This window comes from Kribbella sp. NPDC051952 (assembly GCF_040680855.1).
Classification (GTDB): domain Bacteria; phylum Actinomycetota; class Actinomycetes; order Propionibacteriales; family Kribbellaceae; genus Kribbella.
Genome location: NZ_JBFAXQ010000017.1, coordinates 160,940 through 182,749 on the forward strand (window position 1 = coordinate 160,940; position 21,810 = coordinate 182,749).

Sequence of the window (21,810 nt, forward strand, 5' to 3'; positions counted from 1 at the left end):
GAGATGGCAATCTTCCTGACCGAGCAGAGCCGGGTCATCGTCCAAGGGATGACGGGATCCGAGGGACAGAAGCACACCAGCCGGATGCTTGCCGCCGGCACCAATATCGTCGGCGGCGTGACGCCGGGCAAGGGCGGCCAGTCGGTCGACTTCGCGAAGCGTTCGATCCCCGTCTACGACTCCTGCGCCGACGCGGTCAAGTCCGCCCAGGCCGACGTGTCCGTGGTCTTCGTCCCGCCGCGCTTCACCCGCGGTGCCGTGATCGAGGCCGTGGATGCTGGCGTACCGCTCGTTGTCGTGATCACCGAAGGCGTGCCGGTGCACGACACCGCCGCGTTCTTCGCGCACGCCCAAGCCGCCGGTACGCGCGTCATCGGCCCGAACTGTCCCGGCATCATCAGCCCTGGTCGCGCCAACGCCGGCATCATCCCCGCCGACATCGCGGGCCCCGGCCGGATCGGCCTGGTCTCCAAGTCAGGAACGCTGACGTACCAGATGATGTACGAACTGCGGGACTTCGGATTCTCCACCGCGATCGGTATCGGCGGTGACCCGATCATCGGTACGACACACATCGACGCCCTGCAGGCGTTCCAGGACGACCCCGACACCGACGCCATTGTGATGATCGGTGAGATCGGTGGTGACGCGGAGGAGCGTGCGGCCGCGTTCATCAGGGAGAACGTGACCAAGCCCGTCGTCGGCTACGTCGCCGGCTTCACCGCTCCCGAGGGCAAGACGATGGGCCACGCCGGCGCCATCGTCTCCGGCTCCTCGGGCACGGCTGTCGCTAAACAGGAGGCTCTCGAGGCAGCCGGCGTACGCGTCGGCAAGACCCCGACCGAGACCGCCGAGCTGATGCGCGCAGTGCTGGCTGTGGCTGTTTAGTTCTTACGTGGTGCGGATGTGCTGCGGCGGACGATGAGTTCGGTGGGGACGGCGACCGGGGAGTTGTGGTGTTCGCCGGCCCGGATCTCGGCGATCAGGGAGTCGACGCTCATCCGGCCTACCTCGGCGAAGGTCTGCCGGACGGTGGTGAGAGGCGGCCAGAAATGGGCCGCCTCTTCCATGTCGTCGAAGCCGACCACGCTGACGTCGTCCGGCACCGCGCGGCCGTGCTCATGCAGGGCGCGGAGCAGGCCGAGAGCCATCTGGTCGTTGGCGACGAAGACGGCGGTGACCTTGTCGTCGGCGGCCAGGCGGCAGCCGGCTTCGTAGCCTGAGCTGGCGGTCCAGTCGCCGTCCAGCACTGGTGGTACGTCGCGGCCGTGCTCGGTCAGAGTCTCTTCCCAGGAACGGCGCCGACGCTGAGCCGCGAACGAGGTCGGTGGGCCGCCGAGATGCCAGACCGTGTCATGGCCCAGCTCCAGCAGGTGTTCCGTGGCCAGCCGGGCACCCTGGGCCTGGTCGGTGTCGACAATCGGGTAGTCGTAGTGCGCACTGGAGTCGACCACCACGACAGGCAGTCCGTCCGGTAGCTGCACGCCGGCCGAGTCCAGCGTGTGCGCCTCGATCAGGATGATCACGCCGTCCACGGCCTGCTCCCCCAGCCGGGTGAACGCGTTCGTCACGGCCTGCTGGCTGACATCGAGCACGGGCACCAGGTTGATCGCGTAGCCGCTGATGGTGGCCGCGGTGGCGATCGCATCGAGGGTGCGCGTCGTACCGAAGGTGGAGAGCTCGAAGACGATCACGCCGATGCTGCGGTACTCGCCGTTGCGGAGCGCGCGGGCGGCACTGTTCGGCCGGTAGCCGAGCTCGCGCATGGCGGCCCGGACCCGGTCCCGGGTGACGGCGTCGACGTTGTTCCGGTCGTTGGCCACGCGTGACACGGTCTGACCTGACACTCCGGCCAAGCGGGCCACATCGGCCATCGACGCGCCTCGGCGCCGTCGTACTGCATCCTCCGCGGGCATCGTCCCCTCCTCGCCTGTGTCCCGCAGTGTAGACATGTTGACGTCAACACCGCGCGATCGACGCGAGTGGGCTGTCGTTGGAACAGGTGGGTCCGACGTCGCTGTGGCCGGACCCACCTGGCTCAGGTGGTCGCAACTGCCGGAGGGGCGCCGATCTTGGTGGACAGGAGGTCGGCGACGGCGTGGACCGCACGCAGGGTGGGCGCCTTGGTGCCGGTGAGGTCGGCCAGCTCGACGACCGCGGCGAGGATGACGTCGAGCTCGAGCGGCTTGTCCTTCTCCAGGTCCTGGAGCATCGACGTCTTGTGCTCACCGACCCGCTCGGCGCCGTTGATCCGCTTGTCGACGGAGATCTCCGGGTGAGAACCGACCGCGGCGGCGATCTGCAATGACTCCTCCATCATCAGCCGGACCATCGCACGGGTGCCCTGATGCGTGGCGATCTCCACCATCGTGGCGCGGGCCAGCGCACTGATCGGATTGAAGGCGGCGTTGCCGAGCAGCTTGATCCATATGTCGTTGCGGATATCCGTCTCCACCGGGCACTTCAACCCACCGGCGATCATCGCGTCGCTGAACGCCGTACACCGAGCTGTGACTCCGCCGCCCGGTTCACCGATCGAGAACCGGGTGCCTTCGAGATGCCGTACGACGCCTGGGCCTTCCAACTCGGTCGAGCAGTAGACGACGCAGCCGACGGCCCGATCGAGATCCAGGACCTGCGTCACCGAACCGCCGGGATCGACGGACTCGATCCGGCGGCCTTCGTACGGACCTTTGAGGCCGTGGAAGTACCACCAGGGGATGCCGTTCTGCGCTGCCACGACGACTGTGCGGTCGTGCAGGAGCGGTTCGATCAGCGGGCCGGCGCTCGCGTAGGAGTTCGCCTTCAGGCCGAGGAAGACGTAGTCGACCGGGCCAACCTCGGCGGGGTCGTCGGTGGCCGGTGTCCGCGCGTCGAAGTCACCGCGCGGGCTGAGCACGCGGACGCCGTTCGTCCGGATCGCGTCCAGCTGGGCGCCGCGGGCGATCAGATGCACCTCGGTCCCACCGCGATGCAACGCGGCGCCGACGTACGCGCCGATCGCCCCGGCGCCGAGAACAGCAACCTTCATGAAGGTACCGCCTTCCGAGCAGGCTTGGTATACCGCATACAGTAGGCGGGAGCCTAAATGCGGTCAAGATCACACCCCCGGCAAACGCTCGCCCGTTCTGGACCTTGCGTGTTGGCAGGATGGGCAGATGAGTTGGCCGGCGATGGTGTGGATTGGCGGGGCCCCGGGGGCGGGGAAGTCGACGATTGCGCGGGGGCTCGCGCGGCGGAAGGATTTGCCGCTGCAGGCGATTGATCTGTGGACCTACGCGCACGTCGGACGGATGCCACCACTGCGGCCGTTGGCCGAGGAGCTGGCTGCGGGTCCGGCGGCTGCTGCGGCTTCGTTCGTGGAGATCGCGCGGACGCGGCTGGAGTTGGTGGCTGCGGATGTGCGGGAGCGCGGGCTGGGCGACGTACCTGCGCTGGTGGAGGGACCACAGCTGTTCCCGTCGATGGCTGACGAGATCCCGGCCGCGGTGTGGTTGGTTCCGGATGCGGAGCAGACCAGACGTGCCCGCGAGGAGCGGCTGGCCCGGGCGGAGGATCCAGAGGGCCGGGCTCGACTAGAAGGGCTGTTGGCGCGGGACGCCGTACTGGCTGATTTGGTACGACGTGAAGCGGTCGAGCGCGGGCGGGCAGTCATCGAGGTGCCAGCCGATCCTGACTGGGCAGCGATCACTCATGCGGTCGAGGATGCGCTGGGTCCGTTGCAGGGCCTCGAAGAGGGTGAGGAGCTTGCGCGGCAGCGCCAGTACGAGAACCTGGCCGCGTGCCGGCAAGGGAGGTTGTGGCAGGCGGATATCGGGCTGGCCGAGCTGCCGCCGTACGCGTTCGCCTGTGAGTGTGGCCGGCCGGGATGCCTGGCCACTTGGTCCGGGACACCGGACGACTACGACACACAGCGTGGCGGTGGGTGGTTGCTGGCCGACTGAGCGTGCTAGGGTTTCCGCGGTTGCAGTTTTGCAGTTCCACGTTCGTTTTTGAAGCGCCCGCGGATTTGTACATCCGGCGGGCGTTTTTCTCATATCAGGACCGTTGGTCCGATCTGGGAGGGCTGGTTGCGGCAACCCGGGACCCGGCATCCGCCGGGCTCGTAGGCCCCACAGAAGGAGCAGATCATGGCCAGCGGAACAGTGAAGTGGTTCAACGGCGAAAAGGGCTTCGGCTTCATCACCCAGGACGGCGGCGGCGCCGACGTGTTCGTGCACTACTCGGCGATCGCGACGGACGGCTTCCGCTCCCTCGAGGAGAACCAGAAGGTCGAGTTCGACGTAGCGCAGGGCCCGAAGGGCCTGCAGGCGGAGAACGTTCGCCCCGTCTGAACCCAGTAGCGTGAGCAGGCCCGGCCGATTACGGCCGGGCCTGTTCTGTACTCCAGAGGTACTCGCCGTCGTCCAGGTGATCGGTCCGGGTCAGACCGGCGGCCGCGGTGACGGCCGCTGACGCAGTGTGGTCGGGGTGGACGTGCGCGATGATCCGCTCGACCCCTTGCTCGTGCAGCCAGGCGACCAGTCCCACTGCGGCCTCTTTTGCACAGCCATGGCCCTGCCAGGCGGTGCCGATCACCCAAGCGATCTCCGCCGTACTACCGGTGACTGTCGCTTGCACGTACCCGATGAGCTCGTCCTCGTGGCGGATCACCCAGTTGAGCCACTGCTCGTCCGGACGGCCCGGACCAGCTAGCTGACGGCGGTAACGAGCCTCCAGTGCTTCGACGGTCGGCGGTTCACCACCGGTGAAGGTGTAGAGGGCCGGATCGGCCAGGACGTGGACCATTTCGGTCGCGTGCTCCACCCGCAACGGCAGGATGGTCAGGCGCGCGGTCTTGATCACGGCTCAACGGTAGCGCCGGACGGCTCGGCCGCTCCCTCCTCGGCCGACCCGTCCGGCGCCATTACCCGCATCCGGGCGTTGGTGTGCAGATCGAACTGCGGACTGCGGTGGTCACCGGCCCGGTACGGCGCCACCCGTTCCTCGTAGTGCAGATGCGTACCCGCTGCCACCCCGAGCCGGTCCCCCGTTTCCACGGTCTCCCCCTGACTGACCACCAGCTCGGACAGGCCGTCGTACAGATGCCAGATCGCGTTCGACTCGACCGCTACCCGTCCGGCCTGGAGTTGCACCACCACACCGGCCAGGGACGCCCTGATCGGAGTACCCGGTTCGGTGCGGTAGTCGCGACCGGAATGATCTGTCGTCCCGAACTCTCGAACCACCTCGGGGTTGTGCACCGGCGCTGTCATGATCAGATGCTGCGGCGGCACCTTCAGAAAGTCTTAAAGCCGGGCCGGCACCGCTGGATAGGGCGCCGGCTCTACCTCCAGCTCGGCCATCCGCTGCACGTAAGTGCGGTACGCCCGCCGGGCTTCACCGTGTGCACCACTGGCTTGGAACGCAGCCACCAGGCCGAGGTGCGCGCGCTCGTCGTACTGGTCCCGCTGCAGGATCCGCAGCAGGTATCCGGCGGCCGCATCGGGGTCACGCCGACCCCGCTCGGCCAGTACGCGCGCCACCCGGACGTAGAGCGCCCGCGCCTCTTCACGCATCCCTGCGGCCCAGTCGGCGTACACGTCCTCCTCCAGGAAGTCACCGGAGTACGCCGCCTCGGCCGTCCGGAGCAACCGGAGATCGCTGGTGTTGAGGCCCTCTCGCGCGTCGTGCAGGAACAGCTCGACATCCACGGCGGTTTGATCGCCGTCGAGCCAGATGGTGGCCCGGTCCGCGCCGACGAAGTTGTCGGCCGGGTACTTCTTCTCCGGGTCGAGTACGGAGCGCACTGTCGACAGGGCGACGGAGAGTCGGGGTGACGCGACCGACTCGTCCTGATCGGGCCAGAGCAGGTCGAGGAGCTGCACGCGGGCGACCGGCCGGCAGCGGCGGGCGATGAGGATCTTCAGCAGGTCGCGTGCCTTCTTGGACGGCCACTCGCCGAGCTGAACCACCTTGCCGTTGCGGAGCACGCGGAAGCCGCCCAGACACTCGATGCGGACGGGAGCCGGGCCGGTCTCGTCGGTGGCTGCGAGTGCGGCTGCGGCGTACCGGGTCGCGCCGGCGGCCAAGAACTGCTGGTGTGCGCGCAGTGCCAGGTCACGGCCTTCGGCGCCTTGGGTGCGGCCGGCGAGCATCAGCTGGGCGCGCGCCTCGCCGAGCTGGTCGCCCAGCGCGCTGCGGATGTTCAGGACCTCGTGGAGGACCTCGCCACCTCCGGCCGCGGCGTACAGCTCCAGGGCGTCAGCCAGACCGGCGCGGTCGCGGCGCTTCCGGCAGAGCGCGGCTGCCTCGTCCGCGGCCGATGCGGCCTCAGTCAGGTTGCCGGCCTGCAACGTGACCCAGCCGAGCGCGACGAGTGCGCCGGAGCGTCCGAGAACGGGGCCATAGGCAACTGCTTGTCCCGCCATCTCGGCCATCTTCGCGGCCCGCTGCGGTTCCTCGACCGCCAGTACGCGCGCCAGTCCGGCCAGCGACGGCACTAGGGACTGCATGTCCTTGGTCTCCTCACCCATCGCGATGGCTTCCTCGAAACAGGCCCGTGCCATCGCGCGGTCACCACGCTGCCGATAGACCTCACCGAGGACGGACAGCGGCTGGGCGACGCGTTTGGACTCCAGCTTTTGGTAGAGCGCTCGCGACGCCTCCAGTTCGCCGATTGCCTCGTCCAGTCGGCCCAACCTCAGTAGCGCCTCGCCACGGTTGTTGAGAGCGAGTGCGCGGAACACTGCGAAGCCGGCGCGATCGGCGAGCTCGATGGCGACGTCCAGCTCCTTCAGTCCGGGTCCGTAGTCGCCCTCGGCAATGTGGTGCGACCCACGATTGACGCGGATGCGGATGGCTTGCAGCAGGTCGCCCGCACGTTCGGCATGCTCGAGCGCGCGTAGATAGTGCGAGGAGTTGCCGCGTGGGTCGCTGTCCACTGCGGCGAGCATCGCGAGGACGGTGTGCACGATGGCCAGCGCTCTGTCGTCTCCGGACATCTTGGCCGACTCTTGAGCGGCAGAGATCAGTGCGCGGCACTCATCGAACTCGCCGCGCAGCCAGTGCGCACCGGCCCACCAGGCCTGCAGCAGTGCCTCGTCTGTCGGCTGCTGCCCGTCGATCCGGCCGCGCTGATACATGGCGATCGCTACATCGGTCTGACCGCGCAGGTGATGGATCAGGCCAAGGCGCCAGGCGATCGCGACCGGGATCTCGCCGTCGGGCTCGATGATGCGGTCGAAGCACTCCACGGCGCCCTGCCAGTCCCCCAACACCTGGCGGGCTTCACCTTCCAACTGGTCCATGGCGGCGTCACGCAGCTCGGACGGGAGCGATGCGACCGCAGCGACCACGATCTCGGCCAGCCCGCCACTGACCATGCCATGTCCACGGTCCGCGAGCATGCGGGCCGCTTTGGCCGGTTCGACGGCTTGATAGCAGGCGAGCGCGTCTCTGTGTTCTCCGACCGACTCGAACCAGCGGCCGGCTTGCAGTGAGAGTTCTGCCATCTCACGGCGGTCCACGGTCAGCCTGTCGTTGGCGAAGTTCTTCACCAGCGGGTTGAGCTCGTAGCCATCCGCATCACCGGTTGAGACGAGTAGTCCGCGCATGCGGAGCTGCTGCAGGGTCTCTGCGCTGTCGGTGAGGCCGATCGCCTTGCAGAGGGCAGATCCGAACCGTGGGAGTACAGCGACTGCCGCGACCAACCGACGTACCGCTGGAGGTTCGGCGGCGAAGACCTCCTCGGCCAGGTAGTCGTACAGCGGGCCGTCCGATCGCAGCGCCCGGCGCAACCGCGTGCCGCGCTCCTCGGCCGGCGCAGTCCGGAGTGCTTCCACCGCAAGGCGTACGGCGGCCGGCCAGCCCTGGACCGCGGATTGCAGCGGCTCGGCCAGCTCCTCGGTGCCTTCGCCCAGCACACGTTCCAGTACGTCGCGAGTCTCGGCGACTGTGAAGGCTAGGGCGGTCGCGTCGATCTCGAGGACCTGACCACGGCCGCGGAGCCGGTCGATGCCGAAGGGCATGGGACTGCGGGAGGCGACGACCAGGTGCAGGCTCGATGGCGCGATGCGGACCAGGCCCTCGATCAGCTTGGTCGCGGGCGCGGCGGGGTCCAGCTCGTGCAGGTCGTCGAGGACGAGGATGAGGTCGTCATCGAGGTTCTCGGTGAGGGCGTCGGCGAGGAGAGCGGCGTACGCGAGGGCTCGGGTCTCTTGCTCGGCGTCGGCGTCCGGGCCGCGTGGGCTCTGCAGCTCGGCCGGGATGGACTCGAGCGCGGGGACCTGGCGACGGAGGGCAGTCACCAGGGCCGACACCATGGCGGCCAGCGAACCGTCCTCCGCGCGGACGGTGTGCCACGCGCAGGGGCGTTCGGCGGCCCACGAGCTCAGCAGAGTGGACTTCCCGAACCCGGCATCAGCCACCACTGACAGCAGCCGGCGCTGCACACCCTCGTCCAGCAACGCCGTCAATCGAGGCCGCCCGACTGTCCCCGCCAAGGCCTCCATCGGCCGCCACCTCCTCCCCCGATCCCCGAACAGGACAGCATCCCCCGAGCGGCCGTGCAACCGTGCTAGCCCCGAACTCCTGGTTGATCGTGAAAATCTCCCGATCCACCCGGGCGCCCTCCCGGATGTCCAGGGGATCTGTCCCTAAGGACAGGAGGTAGTGGGCAATCCGGCCCGCTCACGGTGAGGGCGCAGGCGGGGCGACCCAGGGCGACGGGACTACCTCCTGTCCTAGAGCGATTGCTGGAACCTGTCCTTGGATCGGTTTGCTGGAACCTGTCTTGGATCGGTTTGCTGGAACGGCAACAGGGCGTGCGGTTCGGCCAGGGGTGGGCGGACACTGGCGGCATGATCGAGATCGACTGGGCAGAAGAGGCTGGACGGCTGCGGGCATCGGCCGAGGGCGAGGCCGACTGGAACAGGATGGTTGCCGCCGGCGTCGTCCGGGCCGGCGACAAGGTGGCCGTGGACGTGGGCTGTGGTGGTGGCGGGATGGCCAAGGCGCTGTCGGAGGCGCTGCCGGCCGGTGCGACCGTGGTGGCGATCGATGCGGACCCCGACGTACTGGAGCAGGCTCGGGAGCACACCGGCGGCGCGGTGCGGTGTGAGCTGGTCTCGATGGACAGTGGTGCGGAGCCGTTGCGTAAGGCAATCGACGCTCCGGCCGATCTGATCTGGGCGTCCGCATCCGTGCACCACGCTGCCGATCAGCAGGCCGCGGTGGACGCACTGGCGTCGTTGCTTGCGCCGGGTGGGCGGTTGGCGCTTGCCGAGGGCGGTCTGCCGGCTCGGAGTCTGCCGTGGGACCTGGGGGTGGGCGAGCCGGGTCTGGAGTTGCGGTTGGACGCGGCGCAGGACCGGTGGTTCAAGGTGATGCGTGATTCGCTGCCTGGGTCGGTTCCGCTGCCTTACGGATGGACCGAGGCGCTGACTCGGGCTGGGCTGGTGGAGGTCACCACTCAGAGCATCTTGAGTGAGACGCCTGCTCCGCTGTCCCCGGAGCGACTTGAGCAGGTTGTCCATGGGTTCCGTGCGCGCGTGGATCGGCTGAACCCTGAGGTGACTGACCTGATCGTTGGTCATGGGCAGGGTCATGGCCACGGGCATTCGGTGCCGTTGGATGCCGAGGGGCTGAGTGCTGAGGACCTGGCCACATGGGAGCTCTTGCTGGACCCGGAGGGTGAGCACTATCTGGGTCGGCGCAGTGACCTGGCGGTGCTGTCGGTTCGCAGCATTCACCTTGGTCACGCGGCTCGCTGACCGGGCTGTACGGCGTACTGGGACCGGCTCGAGACGGGTTGGAGACCCACGCCACGCCGGGGTTGGGCCGGGGGGCACCGTGGGTGTCGGTGAGGCGCCGTAAGGTAAGTGCCCATGAATGACCGGCTGGTATGGATCGACTGCGAGATGACCGGCCTCGACCTGGCGGCGGACGCCTTGATCGAGGTTGCGGTTCTGGTCACCGACTACGAGTTGAACGTGCTCGGTGACGGGATCGACCTGGTGATCGCGCCGCCGCCGGCCGCCCTGGAGCAGATGGGTGACTTCGTCCGGGACATGCATACGGGGTCCGGTCTGCTGGCCGAGCTCGAGCACGGGATCGCGCTCGAGGACGCGGAGCAGCAGGTGCTCGACTTCATCGCCGGGTATGTGAAGGAGCCGCGCAAGGCGGCCCTCGCCGGGAACTCGGTCGGCACCGACCGGACCTTCCTGGTCCGCGACATGCCGCGGGTCGAGGCGCACCTGCACTATCGCAACGTCGATGTCAGCTCGATCAAGGAGCTGGTACGCCGCTGGTATCCGCGGGTGTACTACGCGACGCCCGCCAAGACCGGCAACCACCGGGCCCTGGCCGACATCACCGAGAGCATCGCCGAGCTCCGTTACTACCGTCAAACAGTCTTCGTCACCCAACCAGGCCCCGACTCAGAAACAGCCCGAGCCGCCGCCACCCTCATCACCACCCCCCAATCCCCCGCCTGACCCCGACCCCGGCCGCCGTTGGTCGGCCGATTTCTGGTCTCGCTACCCAACCCAACCCCTGGGTTCCGGGGCCGATTTCTGGTCTCGCTACCCAACCCAACCCCTGGGTTCCGGGGCCGATTTCTGGTCTCGCTACCCAACCCAACCCCTGGGTTCTGGGGCCGATTTCTGGTCCTGGAAGTTCGTCGCTATGATTGCTCAGCCGTCGTTGGTCGGCGGTGCATGGTGGGTGTAGCTCAGCTGGTAGAGCACCTGGTTGTGGTCCAGGTGGTCGCGGGTTCAAGTCCCGTCACTCACCCGGAGATCGAAGGGCGACGGGTCCGCAGAAACGCGGACCCGTCGCCCTTCTGCTGTCCCCGGGACTGGCAGGATGTGCGGGTGAGATCTACTGGGAGCATGTGGTTCGGGTACGGCGTGGTGCTGGTCGTCACGTTCGTGGTCGGGTTTCTCGCCTTCGCCGTCTGGGTGCTTTCGAAGGTTTTCTGACCTCGGTGTGATCTCCGCGGGCCTTCGGTGCGTCTTTCCGGACAGAGACATCGACCGAGAGGCTGCGATGAGATCTGTTGAAGACTTCGAGGAGTTCGCGCGGGCGGGGATACCGCAGCTGTACCGGACCGCGTGGCTGCTGACGGGTGATCGGCATCACGCCGAGGACCTGGTCCAGGACACGCTGGCGAGCCTGCTCCGGACCTGGCACAAGATCGACACCCCGGCGGCGTACGCGCGGACCACCCTGGTGCGGACGTTCATCTCCCAGCGCCGCCGCAAGAGCTGGTCCGAACGCCCGACAGCAGACCTCCCTGAGCGGGCCGAGCGGCCGGGTGACCCCGAGCTGCGGATGGCTCTACAGAGTGCCTTGGCGGAATTGGCGCCACTGGATCGTGCCGTGCTGGTGCTGCGGTTCTTCGAAGATCGCAGCGTCGAGCAGGTCGCGCTCGATCTCGGCAAGAACGCCAGTGCGATCACCACCCGCACCGCCCGAGCCCTGAACCGCCTCCGCGCGGTCCTGGGCGACGGCGCCGACCAGCTGATCGCGCACTGAACCCCGAGGAGCAGTCATGAACACCAATCTCACCGACCTGATGCACCGCGCCACCGAGAACCTGGAGCCGGTCACCCCGGACCTGCTCGAACGCAGCGTCCAGCAGGGCCTCAAGCAGCGCCGCCGCCGTACGACGATCCTCAGCCTGACCGGTGCCGGCGCCGTCCTGGCCACCGCGGGCCTGATCGGCGGTGGCATCCAGCTGCTCAACGGTCCGTCCAACCTGGCAGTCGCCGGTACGCCGGTCCCGCTGACCAAACCGTCCGCGTCAGCCAAACCGACCCAGCCGGCGAAACCGACGTCCAAGCCGGGCAGCGTGACCCCGGAACAGACCCTGGCGACGCTCCGCTCCTTCGCGGAGAAGAAGGGCAAGCTGTCCAAGCCCGAGACGTGGGGCGGTGACGGTGGCTTCGTGGGCGCGATGTACGTCGTCGACGACGGCAAGGGCGCCTCCAACGTCCAGGTGATGATCTCCGGTGGCGGCGAGGCGAACCCCTGCCGGCCCAAGAGGTCGGGCTGCACCACGCTGGCCGACGGGTCCAGTCTGTACGTCTCGTCCGAGGAGTCGGAGTACTCCGACAGCCGGCAGGACAAGGAGGGCATCGTGGGCAACTACGTCACGCTGTTCCGCCCCGACGGCCGCAACCTCAACTTCATCAGCTTCAACGGGCCGGCCGAGAAGGGCCAGAAGCACACCCGCAAGCACCCGTTGTTCTCCACGACCGACCTCACCGCGATGGCCAAGAGCAAGGCGTGGAAACTCCCGCCGGTCTTCTCGGCCGAGCCGAGCGGGACGGCCAAGCCGAAGAAGTAAGGACCAGACGAGGCCCGGCTACCTTCAGGTGGTAGCCGGGCCTCGTTGCGTCCGATCAGCGACGGATGAACCGCACCGCGTCCGCGACGACGTAACCGCCGGCGGTGTCGGTCAGCTCCACAGTTCCGGCCAGGCCGGCGGCAAAGCGGTAGGTGCCGAGGCTGACCCACTCACCACCGCGTACGTCGGCCGTACCGCGAACGGTCTGATCGACAGGGACCGTGGTCGAGCCGTCCGCGTGGTTGACGACGTACGGCGCGGCCGTGGACCGGTTGGACGCGGCTGTGTACGACGCCTGCACCTCGTACCGTGCATCCGCCGGAAGGCACGGCTGCCAGCGGACTCTGGAGCTCCCGTCGCCCGGTGCGTGTGAGGCGTAGTTGCCGCTGTAGAACCCGGCCACGCCGGTGCCGGCCGGCCAGGTGCCGGAGACGACGGTGTAGCCGAGCGCACCGTTGTCCACGGTGATGGCCTCGGACACATCCGGCGCGGCTGGTGCCTGTGTCAGCGTCAACTCAGCCAGGGACACGCTTTGACCACCACCGCGCCCAGCACCAGCTCGTGCGAACCGCACCACGTGCTGTCCGCCTCTGAGTCGCACAGTCCCCAGCAGGAGTACGTCGTACCCCGGTGCGGTCTCGGATGTCGTGTCGATGAGGTAGTTCCGTGGCTTCTGGCCGTCGACCGTCACGGAGACCAGTCCGCCGTCGGTGGAGCGGTGGTAACGCAGCCAGAGCTCGTACTCGCCAGGCCCGGGTGCGGTGATCCGGCGTTCGAGGTGATCGCCGTGGACTGCGCCGAGTTGGTAGGACTTGGACTTGAGTCGCGGCCCTTTCGCCAGACTGTCCCGGCCCTGCGTGAGCCACTCGAGGTTGAACCGGCAGATGTTCACCCGGAGTGGGAAGCTCGCGATGTCGCCGTCGCAGCCGTAGATCAGGATGATCGTCCCGTCGGAGAGTCGGGCCAGGTCGGAGTAGTACGACCGGCCCGGGTTGATCACCCGGCTGTAGCGCAACGTCTGGGTGCTGTCGTAACTGATCGACACGGTCATGTTGTAGCGGACCGGTGCGTCCGGGCGGCTGAACAGGATGCGGCCGCGCGTGTAGCCGAGCATGCCGGCGTCGACGGCGTTGAACGTCCCCGTGCCGCCGTCCATCGTCGGCGCTGACCAGGTGAGCCCCCGGTCCTTGCTGACCGAGGTGATCCGCTGCCTGTTCCCACCGGCGGCGTACCGCCCGTTGATGAGCACACTGCCGTCGTCGAGCTGCACGAGCCGGGCTTCGTTGATCGGGTAGTCCACGGACACCGGTACGGCGCCAGTGGTCTGCCACGTGCGCCCGTGGTCATCGCTGTACACGGATGCGACGCCGTACATCCGTTCTGCCACGCTGTTGCCGACGATCACCCGCCGGTGCGCCACGTTCATCAGCAGGCGCCCGTTGTCGAGCTGGATGCCGTGACCGGGTCCGGGAGAGTGCAAGGCCCAGTCGTACCCGAGGTGGTCGAACAGAGTGAGTATGCGCGGCTCGCCCCAGGTGACACCGCGGTCCTTGCTGGAAACGACGTACAGGATGCCGGTGTCGCCGGAGCAGCTCGTGTTCTCGGGCAGACGATCGGACAGCGCGTAGAACAGGAATACCTCGCCGGTGTGCCGGTCAGATACCAGCGCCGGGTTGCCCCACGACTGCCCGTCGACGGACGGCACCACAACCTGCGACTCACTCCAGGTCTCGCCTTTGTCCGTACTGCGGCGCAAGAGGAGGTCACGCGGTCCCGCGTCACACACCTCGTGCCGGCCCTCGGTGAACGCGAGGATCGTGTCGTCGGGCAGCACAAGCAGACCGTGGACGTGGTAGTTGGCGAGCACGCCGGTCGACGAGTCCCACAAGGTCTTCTCGTCGAACGATGGTTGCCCAGGGCCCCGACCTGCGAAGGCCGGCGAGATCCCGGTGACGGCCGCACCTGCGGCCACGCCCAGTCCCATGGTGAACGTCCTGCGCTTGATCATGCGGCGCTCCTTTCGAGGAGATAGCTTTCGAGCGGCGCCACCACGTCGGCCAACTGACGCAATTCATCCGGCGTGCAGGGCGCCAGGGGCGGCGCGCAGTGCGTCGGGCACAGGCCTCGCGCGTTGAGCAGCGCCTTGACGGTCGGTACGCCGGGGCGCACTGCGTGGATCTTGGTCAGTGCAGTTGAGAGGTCCTGGAGCAGGTCCAGATCGGCGCCTGGGGCAAACATCTCCAGAGCCGGGCGCGGGGCCAGGTTGGCGATGCCGGGCGTGATGCCGTGCGCTCCGGCCCGTACCGCGTCGGCGAGTTGCTTCTCGTCGCCCTGGCTGACTTCGAAGCCGGGTCGCGCGATCGAGAGCAGGTAGCGGAACATGTCGGGATCGCCCGAGGAGTCCTTGACGCCGGCCATCTGTGGCATGGCGACGAGTGCGTCGGCGGTCGCTTTGGTGAGCAGGGTTGAGCGAGGTGAGTTGTAGGCGACGACTGGCAGACCGTGTTTGCCGAGTGCGGCGAAGTGGGCGATGACCTCGTCGTCGCGGTGGTTGAAGAAGGTCGGCGGACTTGCGACGATCGCGTCCGCGCCGGCCGCGGCTGCGTCGTCGGCGCGCCGCTCGGCTTCCGCCGTACCGGGTGCTGTGACGTTGACCAGGATCGTTCCGGCCGGGACCAGGTCTCGCCAGCGTTTCGTGACGCCGGCTGCGAACTCGCCGGACAGCTCGGCCGGGATCAGTGGGCCTTCGCCGTTGCTGCCCAGCAGCATCAGCCGTTGGATGCCGGCGGAAGCCATTGCTGCCAGCAACGGTTCGGCCGCCTCGGCCGAGGGCACACCCGGTGCGGACATCGGAGTCACCAAGGGCACGACCACACCACTCAACAGATCGCTCACGTCCGTCCCGCCCCGATCGATCGCGCCCCCGTCCGTCCCGCCCTGGTCGATCGCGCTCACGTCCGTCCCGCCCTGGTCGATCCCGCTCATGTCCGTCCCGCTCGGGTCGATCGTGCTCATGGACGCCACCTCTTGTCGTCGAAGAGGGTGACTTCACCGCTCTCCATCAGGGCGATCAGGCTCAGCAGCGCGCCCCAGGTCTGGAACGGCTCGCTGTTCGGCTTGTCGCACGCGTCGCCGTGCACGCTCGAGTAGTTCTCGTGTACGTGCCGGTGCTGGTTCCACTCCTTCAGCACCAACCGCGAACTGCCCTCGGCCAACCAGGCCGCTGCCTCCTTCTCGCCGGCCCGCAGGAGTCCCAGGTAGACCAGGAAGTTCACCGGCGGCCAGGCCCGGCCCTCCCAGTAGCTGGTCTCCTTGTACTCGATGTGCTCGTGCCGCGGCGACGTCGGCAGGATCCACTCGCCCCCGAAACCGTCATCGGCGAGCAGGTGCTCCGCCAGCATCCGCCCGGTCCGTTCACCGGTACTCACGCCGGCCACCAACGGATAGAAGCTCATTGTCGACAATCGTTCTGTCGGCAATCCGGTGTCGGTCCGTCGGCTGCGATAGATCCCACTCGGCTCGTCCCACAAAGTCTCCATCGCGCGTACGACGGTGTCGTGGCGCTCGCGCAGTTCCGTGGCGGCGTCGGTGTGGCCGAGAATGTCGGCGATTTCCGCGAGGGCCTCACAGTCGGCGACGTACAGGCTGTTGATGCCGACGTCGTGGGCGGCGAGCAGGCTGGTGGCCTGGTCGAAGGGCACGTCGTCGAAGACCGGGTGCCCGTCCCAGCCGCTCTCGCAGGTCGCGCCGAAGTGTTGATGGATCCGCGGGATGTCCTGTGGCGACGGGAATTCCGGGTCGAAGTACGTCGAACCCGTGCAGAGCAGGTCGCCGTTGCGGCGGACGCGCCACCACCAGCGGTTCCAGGACAGCAGGGCGTCGAAGGCTTCTTCGAGCAGCCACTGTTCGCCGAACCGGCGGTAGAGCTCGAGGATTGTCAACGATCCGATCGGTGGCTGCGAGCCGTCGTACGTTTTCCGCCCGGTGCCTTGCTCGACGTTCGGCACGAAGCCTTCGGGGGTGAGGGCGCGCAGCATTTCGATGGCGTTGAGGCAGGCGACCTCCTCGCTCTTCGGGGCGGCGATCAGGGCGTTGAAGAACGCGTCCCAGCAGAAGAGTGCGTAGCCGCCGCGCTTGCCGACGTTCCACAGGCGGCTGACGCCGGTGATCACGCGGGATTTTGACGGTTCGTAGATCGTGTTCCAGGAGATCGCGTCGCGAATGATCTCGTGATGCTGCGCGATCGGGTCGGACTCCGCGGTGCCGATCGTCGCCGATGCGGTAGCGATTAGCTCGGCGACCTCTTCCAGGCTGCGTGCTTTGCCTGTGCTTACGCCGACCGCGCCGGTGAGCTCCAGCGCCAGATACGGCCCGTCGATGTCGACATAAGGATCGTCGACATGCGGCGCCGTCGCGAAGATGTCAACAATCCTCTCGTCGACACCAGCGGGAGAGAGCGGGTCCGCGGCGGCGGGTGGGAGCGGGTCCGCGGCGGCGGGTGGGAGTGTGGGGCCTGCGATCGCCCGGAGGTGGTTGGGGGTGCGGGTTACGGTGCCGGGGCGGTTCCAGAGGTAGGCCGCGGAGATTGTCAACAATCCGCTCTTCTGCTGGTTGGCAGTTGGCGTCACCAGCGCCACCAGATCCGCACCGACATGAGCGGTCTGGACCCGGATCGTGATCCCGGCCCAGCTGACGGTCGTCTCGGTGTAGCTCCCGTCGTACGCGTGCCGCCCCAGCGTGACGGTCTCGGCGCCCTCGGTCCGCCGGCCGATCTGCGCCGTACGCAACGATGTCCCGCGGTAGTACTCCTTCAGCCCGAAGATCAATCCCAGGGCTTCCGGCAACAACACCTGCGTGAGCACGCTGCGTGTGTCCCAGGTGTTCCACCCCCGCGACACCTGTTCCTGAATCTGTTCGTAGGCCGCTTCACTCTCGTCAGTCATGCGTTCCCTCGAAGTCTCGGGGCCGTCTACTGCACACAGCCTCGCACCAGATTCCACGCTAATACGAATTATCCGGGTGTCGAGCGCCTTAATTCGCCCGTCGCCGCCGGAGCCACGCGCTCGTTCTGGCCCACGCGATGACCACGCCGACGGGCGCGAGTGCGATGAGCACGACGTCAAGCGGCTGCCAGCGCCACGCCTCTGGATCGCGGACCCGCGTGGGTTTGCGCGGATCCACCTCCAGCTCGACGACAGCGCCGGCCGCCGGGCGTTGATGAATGTCTTCGACGATCACTCGTACGCCGGCGAAGGGCTCCCGCAACTCCGCGTTGAAACTGGGCCCCCGCTGGTCGTAATTCGTCCGCACGACCTGCGCTGGTACGAGCTCACCACGATGGTCGAGTACAAGGTCGTCGTACACGAATGAGGCCGAAAGCCCCGCCATCACGGCGATCCACAGCAAGGTGAGGACCAACCCCAGCGTCGACCACTCGCCGGCAGGAGTCGCCAGTACGAGGCGCTCCAGCCAGGAACCGTCCTGATGTCTGCCCGCCATCGGTCAGGCGATGGGGTCGACGTACCAGTCGGGGAGGGGGACCGGGCGGAGGTCGGTCTGGTCGCCGGGGCGGCTGAGGGTGAGGACCGACTGGACGATCTCGGGCCGGGCGTTGAGAAGGTCTTCGACGGCGTTGAGGCGGGCGGCGACATCGGACTCGACCGCGTTGCCGGCGACATCGACTGCTGCGACCAGGAAGATCTTGTCGGCGCCGACCCACTCCATGTGCAGGAAGGTGACGCGCTCGATCTCCGGGTGGTCGAGCAGCGCCCGGAGCGCGCGGTTGCGAGCGAGTGGAGTGACCGCCTCCCCCGTGAGGAAGTCCATGTTCCGGCTGATCAGGAAGAGCGCGACCACACCCAGCAGTACGCCGACCGCGATCGAGCCGACCGCGTCCCACACCGCGTTGCCGGTCACCTGATGCAGGAAGATCGCCAGCGCCGCGATGATGATGCCGATCAGCGCGGACAGGTCCTCGACGAACACCGCCCGCAGGACCGGGTTCGAGGTGAGCCGCACATACCGCCAGGGCCGGATCATCCGCGCCAGCGCGCCCGCCTTGGTCTGCCGCAGCGCCTGCGCGAACGAGATCCCCTCGAGCACGAACGAGATCGCGAGGACGGCGTACGCCCAGGTGTACGACGCGCCCTGCTCCTCCCCGTGTTGCAGGGACTGGATCCCGTGCCAGATCGACACCGCCGCCCCGACGGTGAACAGTCCGAACGCCGCGAACATCGACCAGATGTAGCCCTCCCGCCCGTATCCGAGCGGATGCTTCTGGTCGACCGGCTTCCGGGCCCGGCGCTCACCGACCAGCAGAAAGACCTCGTTCCCGGTATCGGCCCACGAGTGCGCCGCCTCCGCGGCCAGCGAGGCCGAGCCGGTGAGCACTGCGATCGCCGTCTTCGCGACTGCGATCAACAGGTTCGCGGTGAGCGCCACGAGCACGGTCAGGAAGCTCTCGCTTCCCGCCTCTTCCTCCGCCGAGCTTGTCACAGGACGACAGTAATCGCCGCAAACCCGCGGCCGACGGAACCCGCCGTCAACTCGGCGGCCGGATGATGCGCTGTTCGATCGCCCTGGCCACGGCGCCGGCCCGGGTGTCGACCTCGAGCTTGGTGTAGATGTGCGCAAGGTGAGACTTGACCGTCGCCTCGCTCACGAACAGCTTGCGCGCCATCTCCCGGTTGGACAGACCGGTCGCGAGCAGGCCGAGGATCTCGACCTCGCGTTCGGTGAGCGTCGGACCGGACCGCCGTACCAACCGGGCCGCGACCGCCGGAGCCAGCACCGTCTCACCTCGGGCAGTACCGCGGATCGCCCGGAACAGGTCCTCGGGCGGCGCGTCCTTCAGCAGGTACCCGGAAGCACCCGCGTCGATCGCGCTCATGATGTCCGCTTCGGTGTCGTACGTCGTCAGGACCAGAACATGGGGTGGTTCCGGTAACGCCCGCAGGCGCGCGGTCACCTCGGCACCACCAGGACCCGTGCCCAGGTTCAGATCCATCAGCACCACATCGGGCCGCACTGCCGCCACCAACTGCTCGGCACTGTGCGCGTCGGACGCCTCGCCCACCACGGACAGGTCCTCCTGGCCCTCGACCAGCGCACGCATCCCGGCCCGCACCACCGGATGATCGTCGACCAACGCAACCCGGATCATGACCGCTCCACGGGGATCGATGCCGCCAACGCCGTACCCTCGCCTGGTTCGCTCTCCAGCACCAACGTCCCGCCCAGCTGGGTCAGCCGGTCCCGGATGCCGGCCAGCCCACGCCCGCGATCCGGATCGACGGGTTGCTCCTGCAGACCGCGGCCGTCGTCGCGGACATCCAGGACGACCGCGTCCGGCTGGTAGGTCAGCGTGACCACAGCAGTCGTGGCAGCGGCGTGCTCGAGCACATTGGCCAGTGCACCACGAGCGGTACGCAGCAAGGCGGTTTCCACCTCCGGTCCGAGCGACACCGGCGTACCGTGCACCTGGACTCGGACGTCCACACCACTCTGGCCCGCGAGCCGCTCACAGGTCTGCCGGAGCGCATCCGGCAGAGCGGGTCCACTCGAGGCCGCCAGCTCGGCCGGTGCGAGGTCGCGGACTACTCGCCGTACCTCATCCAGCCCGTCCCGAGCAGTCGACGCCGCCTGAGCCGCGTGTTCGCGGGCCGCTGCGGGCCGGTCGTCCCACTCCCTCTCCGCAGCTTGGAGCAGCAGATTGATGCTAGACAGCCCCTGGGCAACGCTGTCGTGGATCTCCCGCGACAAGCGCGCCCGCTCGGCCAGTGCGCCGGCTTGGTGCTGCGCATCGGCCAGATCCCCTTGGGCTGCGTGCAAATCGTCCAGCAACGCCTGCCGGGCCAGTGCGTCCCGTTCGAGTGCCCGATACGCGCCGACCGCGAGTACGGCGATGCACACCGGCCCAAGCACGATCGTCGGATCGAACCGGTCCGCCATCCGGGTCCACTGGACCACTGTGGTGACCACCATGCCCGCAACGACCACACAGGCCGGCCAGAACGCCAGCACCCGCAGAGCCACGAACGACAGCGGTACGGCGCACCACGCGAACGAAGGCGCGACCAACACCAGCCCGAACCACACGACCACCAACAGCGCGAGCCACACGCGACTCGGCAGCACCCGGTGCGCGGCGTACGTCGCCAGCAGCACGAGAGCGCCCGCGAGCACCCAGGGCGCCCGGTCGCCGAACCCGTGCCCGGTCAGATACCGGATCGCCGAGGCGAGCACCAGTACGACGAACGCGGCGTGCAGCGCGGTCACCAGCCAGTTGGCGTGGCTCAGGATCCCGGCCGGCTTACGTGGAGTAGTCATGTCCAGCCGATGGTAGGCCGCGAGGACCGGCTTCCTCATCATCCGTTCGGCTATCCGATGGTGGCCGAACACCCGTCGTGTGGAAGTCCGCACCGGACCAGGCTGGAAGCAATCCACCGATTGTTGAGGAGTCCTCATGTCCGTCCGCTCCCTGTCCGCGACTCTTGCCCTGTCCGCCGCGCTGCTCGGCGTCGGCGTACCCACGGCGTCCGCCCGGCCGAGTGTCTACGACCTGCCCGGCGACGCGGGCGGTTCGAAGTTCGAGGGCATCGGGTACGACGCTCACACGCAGCGGTACTACGTGTCGGAGACCACCGGCGGCGAGATCCACCGCGGGAACCTCCGATCCGCCGCCGCGACCGAGTGGCTACAGGGCGACGGCACCGACGGCCGGTGGACCGCGCGCGGGGTCACGGTCGACGCAAGGGGTCGCGTGTACGTCGCAGGTGGGCCCAACGGCATCGATCACTCGGGTGCGCCGGACCTGTGGGTCTATGACCGGGACGGGCGGTTGCTGGCCGCGCTTCGGACCGGCGTACCGAACGCGTTCCTGAACGACCTCGTGATCGGGCCGGACGGAGCGGCGTACGTGACCAACTCGAACGCGGCACAGGTGTTCCGGGTCAGTGAGACGCGCGGGCGTTGGAGCATCCGGAGCTGGGTGGATGCGACCGCGACGATCCCAGTGACCACCGGCTTCAACCTCGGCGGGATCGTGCTGTCCCCGGACCGGCGTGCGCTGGTGGTGGCCCAGGGCAACGTCGGGAAGCTGTGGCGGTTCGATCTGCGGACCGGCGCGGTTTCGGCGATCGACGCGGGCGGGGCGGATCTCGTCAACGCCGACGGGCTCGTGCAGGACGGGCGGCGGCTGTGGGTCGTGCGGAACTTCTCGCGAGTGCTGTCCACGCTGGACCTGTCCGCGGACGGCCGGAAGGCGCGGCTCGTCTCGGCGACGCCCACTGACCCCTCGCGCGTTCTCACGACCGCCAAGCTCGCACAGGGCCGCCTGCTGCTGGTCGACAGCAAGTTCGACGAGCCGACCGCGGTACCGCCGTACCAGGTCATCACGCTGAACCCGCCGCGCCGATGAAGCGCATCCTGGCAGTAGCCATCATCCTGATAACCGCCGCGTGTTCCCCCGCCCACTCAAG

20 protein-coding genes and 1 tRNA gene are annotated in these 21,810 nt (G+C 68.0%); 9 read left to right on the plus strand and 12 right to left on the minus strand.

Annotation, left to right across the window (positions count from 1 at the left end; all coding sequences use genetic code 11):
- The first annotated feature begins 3 nt into the window (after positions 1–3).
- Complete coding sequence (sucD, locus tag AB0L70_RS28555; RefSeq protein WP_363689456.1) at positions 4–888, plus strand: succinate--CoA ligase subunit alpha; 885 nt, start codon at positions 4–6, stop codon at positions 886–888.
- Here the strand turns inward: sucD and AB0L70_RS28560 are convergent.
- Both AB0L70_RS28560 and AB0L70_RS28565 read right to left on the minus strand, forming a co-directional pair.
- The gene (locus AB0L70_RS28560) at positions 885–1,916 is read right to left on the minus strand and encodes a LacI family DNA-binding transcriptional regulator (protein ID WP_363689458.1); all 1,032 of its coding nucleotides are present in this window, start codon (positions 1,914–1,916) and stop codon (positions 885–887) included. The two genes, sucD and AB0L70_RS28560, sit on opposite strands and share 4 nt — an antisense overlap.
- A 122-nt stretch (positions 1,917–2,038) precedes the next feature.
- A complete protein-coding gene (locus tag AB0L70_RS28565; protein WP_363689460.1) occupies positions 2,039–3,031 on the minus strand; it encodes a 2-dehydropantoate 2-reductase in 993 nt (330 codons plus the stop codon).
- Positions 3,032–3,158: 127 nt separating this feature from the next.
- On the opposite strand from AB0L70_RS28565, the gene AB0L70_RS28570 reads away from it, so the two are divergent.
- Positions 3,159–3,944, plus strand: coding sequence for a hypothetical protein (locus tag AB0L70_RS28570; RefSeq protein WP_363689462.1), 786 nt, complete (start codon positions 3,159–3,161; stop codon positions 3,942–3,944).
- A gap of 186 nt (positions 3,945–4,130) precedes the next feature.
- Positions 4,131–4,334 (plus strand): cold-shock protein, encoded by a 204-nt coding sequence (locus tag AB0L70_RS28575; protein WP_363689463.1) that lies wholly within the window; start codon positions 4,131–4,133, stop codon positions 4,332–4,334.
- A gap of 28 nt (positions 4,335–4,362) precedes the next feature.
- On the opposite strand, the gene AB0L70_RS28580 is transcribed toward AB0L70_RS28575, so the two are convergent.
- The 3 genes from AB0L70_RS28580 to AB0L70_RS28590 are packed head-to-tail and all read right to left on the minus strand — an operon-like array spanning position 4,363 to position 8,492.
- The gene (locus AB0L70_RS28580) at positions 4,363–4,845 is read right to left on the minus strand and encodes a GNAT family N-acetyltransferase (protein ID WP_363689465.1); all 483 of its coding nucleotides are present in this window, start codon (positions 4,843–4,845) and stop codon (positions 4,363–4,365) included.
- A complete protein-coding gene (locus AB0L70_RS28585) occupies positions 4,842–5,255 on the minus strand; it encodes a M23 family metallopeptidase (protein ID WP_363689467.1) in 414 nt (137 codons plus the stop codon). The genes AB0L70_RS28580 and AB0L70_RS28585 overlap by 4 nt, the downstream gene beginning before the upstream one ends.
- A 33-nt stretch (positions 5,256–5,288) precedes the next feature.
- Entirely contained in the window at positions 5,289–8,492 is a 3,204-nt protein-coding gene (locus tag AB0L70_RS28590; protein ID WP_363689469.1) for a tetratricopeptide repeat protein, read from the minus strand.
- Between the two features lie 348 nt (positions 8,493–8,840).
- On the opposite strand from AB0L70_RS28590, the gene AB0L70_RS28595 reads away from it, so the two are divergent.
- The 5 genes from AB0L70_RS28595 to AB0L70_RS28615 all read left to right on the plus strand — a co-directional run bounded on the left by AB0L70_RS28595 (position 8,841) and on the right by AB0L70_RS28615 (position 12,331).
- On the plus strand, positions 8,841–9,752 hold the full coding sequence (locus AB0L70_RS28595) for a class I SAM-dependent methyltransferase (RefSeq protein WP_363689471.1): 912 nt from the start codon (positions 8,841–8,843) through the stop codon (positions 9,750–9,752).
- A gap of 114 nt (positions 9,753–9,866) precedes the next feature.
- Positions 9,867–10,475 (plus strand): oligoribonuclease, encoded by a 609-nt coding sequence (gene orn, locus AB0L70_RS28600; protein ID WP_363689473.1) that lies wholly within the window; start codon positions 9,867–9,869, stop codon positions 10,473–10,475.
- 225 nt (positions 10,476–10,700) lie between these two features.
- A tRNA-His gene (locus AB0L70_RS28605) sits at positions 10,701–10,773 on the plus strand.
- 255 nt (positions 10,774–11,028) lie between these two features.
- Entirely contained in the window at positions 11,029–11,517 is a 489-nt protein-coding gene (locus AB0L70_RS28610) for a SigE family RNA polymerase sigma factor (protein WP_363689475.1), read from the plus strand.
- A gap of 16 nt (positions 11,518–11,533) precedes the next feature.
- Positions 11,534–12,331: a hypothetical protein gene (locus AB0L70_RS28615; protein ID WP_363689477.1), complete on the plus strand. Its 798-nt coding sequence runs from the start codon at positions 11,534–11,536 to the stop codon at positions 12,329–12,331.
- Between the two features lie 55 nt (positions 12,332–12,386).
- On the opposite strand, the gene AB0L70_RS28620 is transcribed toward AB0L70_RS28615, so the two are convergent.
- The 7 genes from AB0L70_RS28620 to AB0L70_RS28650 all read right to left on the minus strand — a co-directional run bounded on the left by AB0L70_RS28620 (position 12,387) and on the right by AB0L70_RS28650 (position 20,659).
- Positions 12,387–14,339 (minus strand): exo-alpha-sialidase, encoded by a 1,953-nt coding sequence (locus AB0L70_RS28620; RefSeq protein ID WP_363689479.1) that lies wholly within the window; start codon positions 14,337–14,339, stop codon positions 12,387–12,389.
- Entirely contained in the window at positions 14,336–15,346 is a 1,011-nt protein-coding gene (locus AB0L70_RS28625) for a dihydrodipicolinate synthase family protein (protein WP_363689481.1), read from the minus strand. The genes AB0L70_RS28620 and AB0L70_RS28625 overlap by 4 nt, the downstream gene beginning before the upstream one ends.
- Entirely contained in the window at positions 15,343–17,274 is a 1,932-nt protein-coding gene (locus tag AB0L70_RS28630; protein ID WP_363689483.1) for a trehalase family glycosidase, read from the minus strand. The genes AB0L70_RS28625 and AB0L70_RS28630 overlap by 4 nt, the downstream gene beginning before the upstream one ends.
- 88 nt (positions 17,275–17,362) lie before the next feature.
- On the minus strand, positions 17,363–17,830 hold the full coding sequence (locus tag AB0L70_RS28635; protein WP_363689485.1) for a hypothetical protein: 468 nt from the start codon (positions 17,828–17,830) through the stop codon (positions 17,363–17,365).
- A gap of 3 nt (positions 17,831–17,833) precedes the next feature.
- Positions 17,834–18,826: a cation diffusion facilitator family transporter gene (locus AB0L70_RS28640; RefSeq protein ID WP_363689487.1), complete on the minus strand. Its 993-nt coding sequence runs from the start codon at positions 18,824–18,826 to the stop codon at positions 17,834–17,836.
- A 46-nt stretch (positions 18,827–18,872) separates the two neighbouring features.
- On the minus strand, positions 18,873–19,493 hold the full coding sequence (locus AB0L70_RS28645) for a response regulator transcription factor (RefSeq protein ID WP_363689489.1): 621 nt from the start codon (positions 19,491–19,493) through the stop codon (positions 18,873–18,875).
- Positions 19,490–20,659, minus strand: coding sequence for a sensor histidine kinase (locus tag AB0L70_RS28650; protein WP_363689491.1), 1,170 nt, complete (start codon positions 20,657–20,659; stop codon positions 19,490–19,492). The genes AB0L70_RS28645 and AB0L70_RS28650 overlap by 4 nt, the downstream gene beginning before the upstream one ends.
- A gap of 136 nt (positions 20,660–20,795) precedes the next feature.
- Here AB0L70_RS28650 and AB0L70_RS28655 point away from each other — a divergent pair, with 136 nt between their 5' ends.
- Positions 20,796–21,749, plus strand: a complete 954-nt coding sequence (locus tag AB0L70_RS28655) for a gluconolaconase (protein WP_363689493.1) — start codon at positions 20,796–20,798, stop codon at positions 21,747–21,749.
- Positions 21,750–21,810 lie beyond the last annotated feature (61 nt).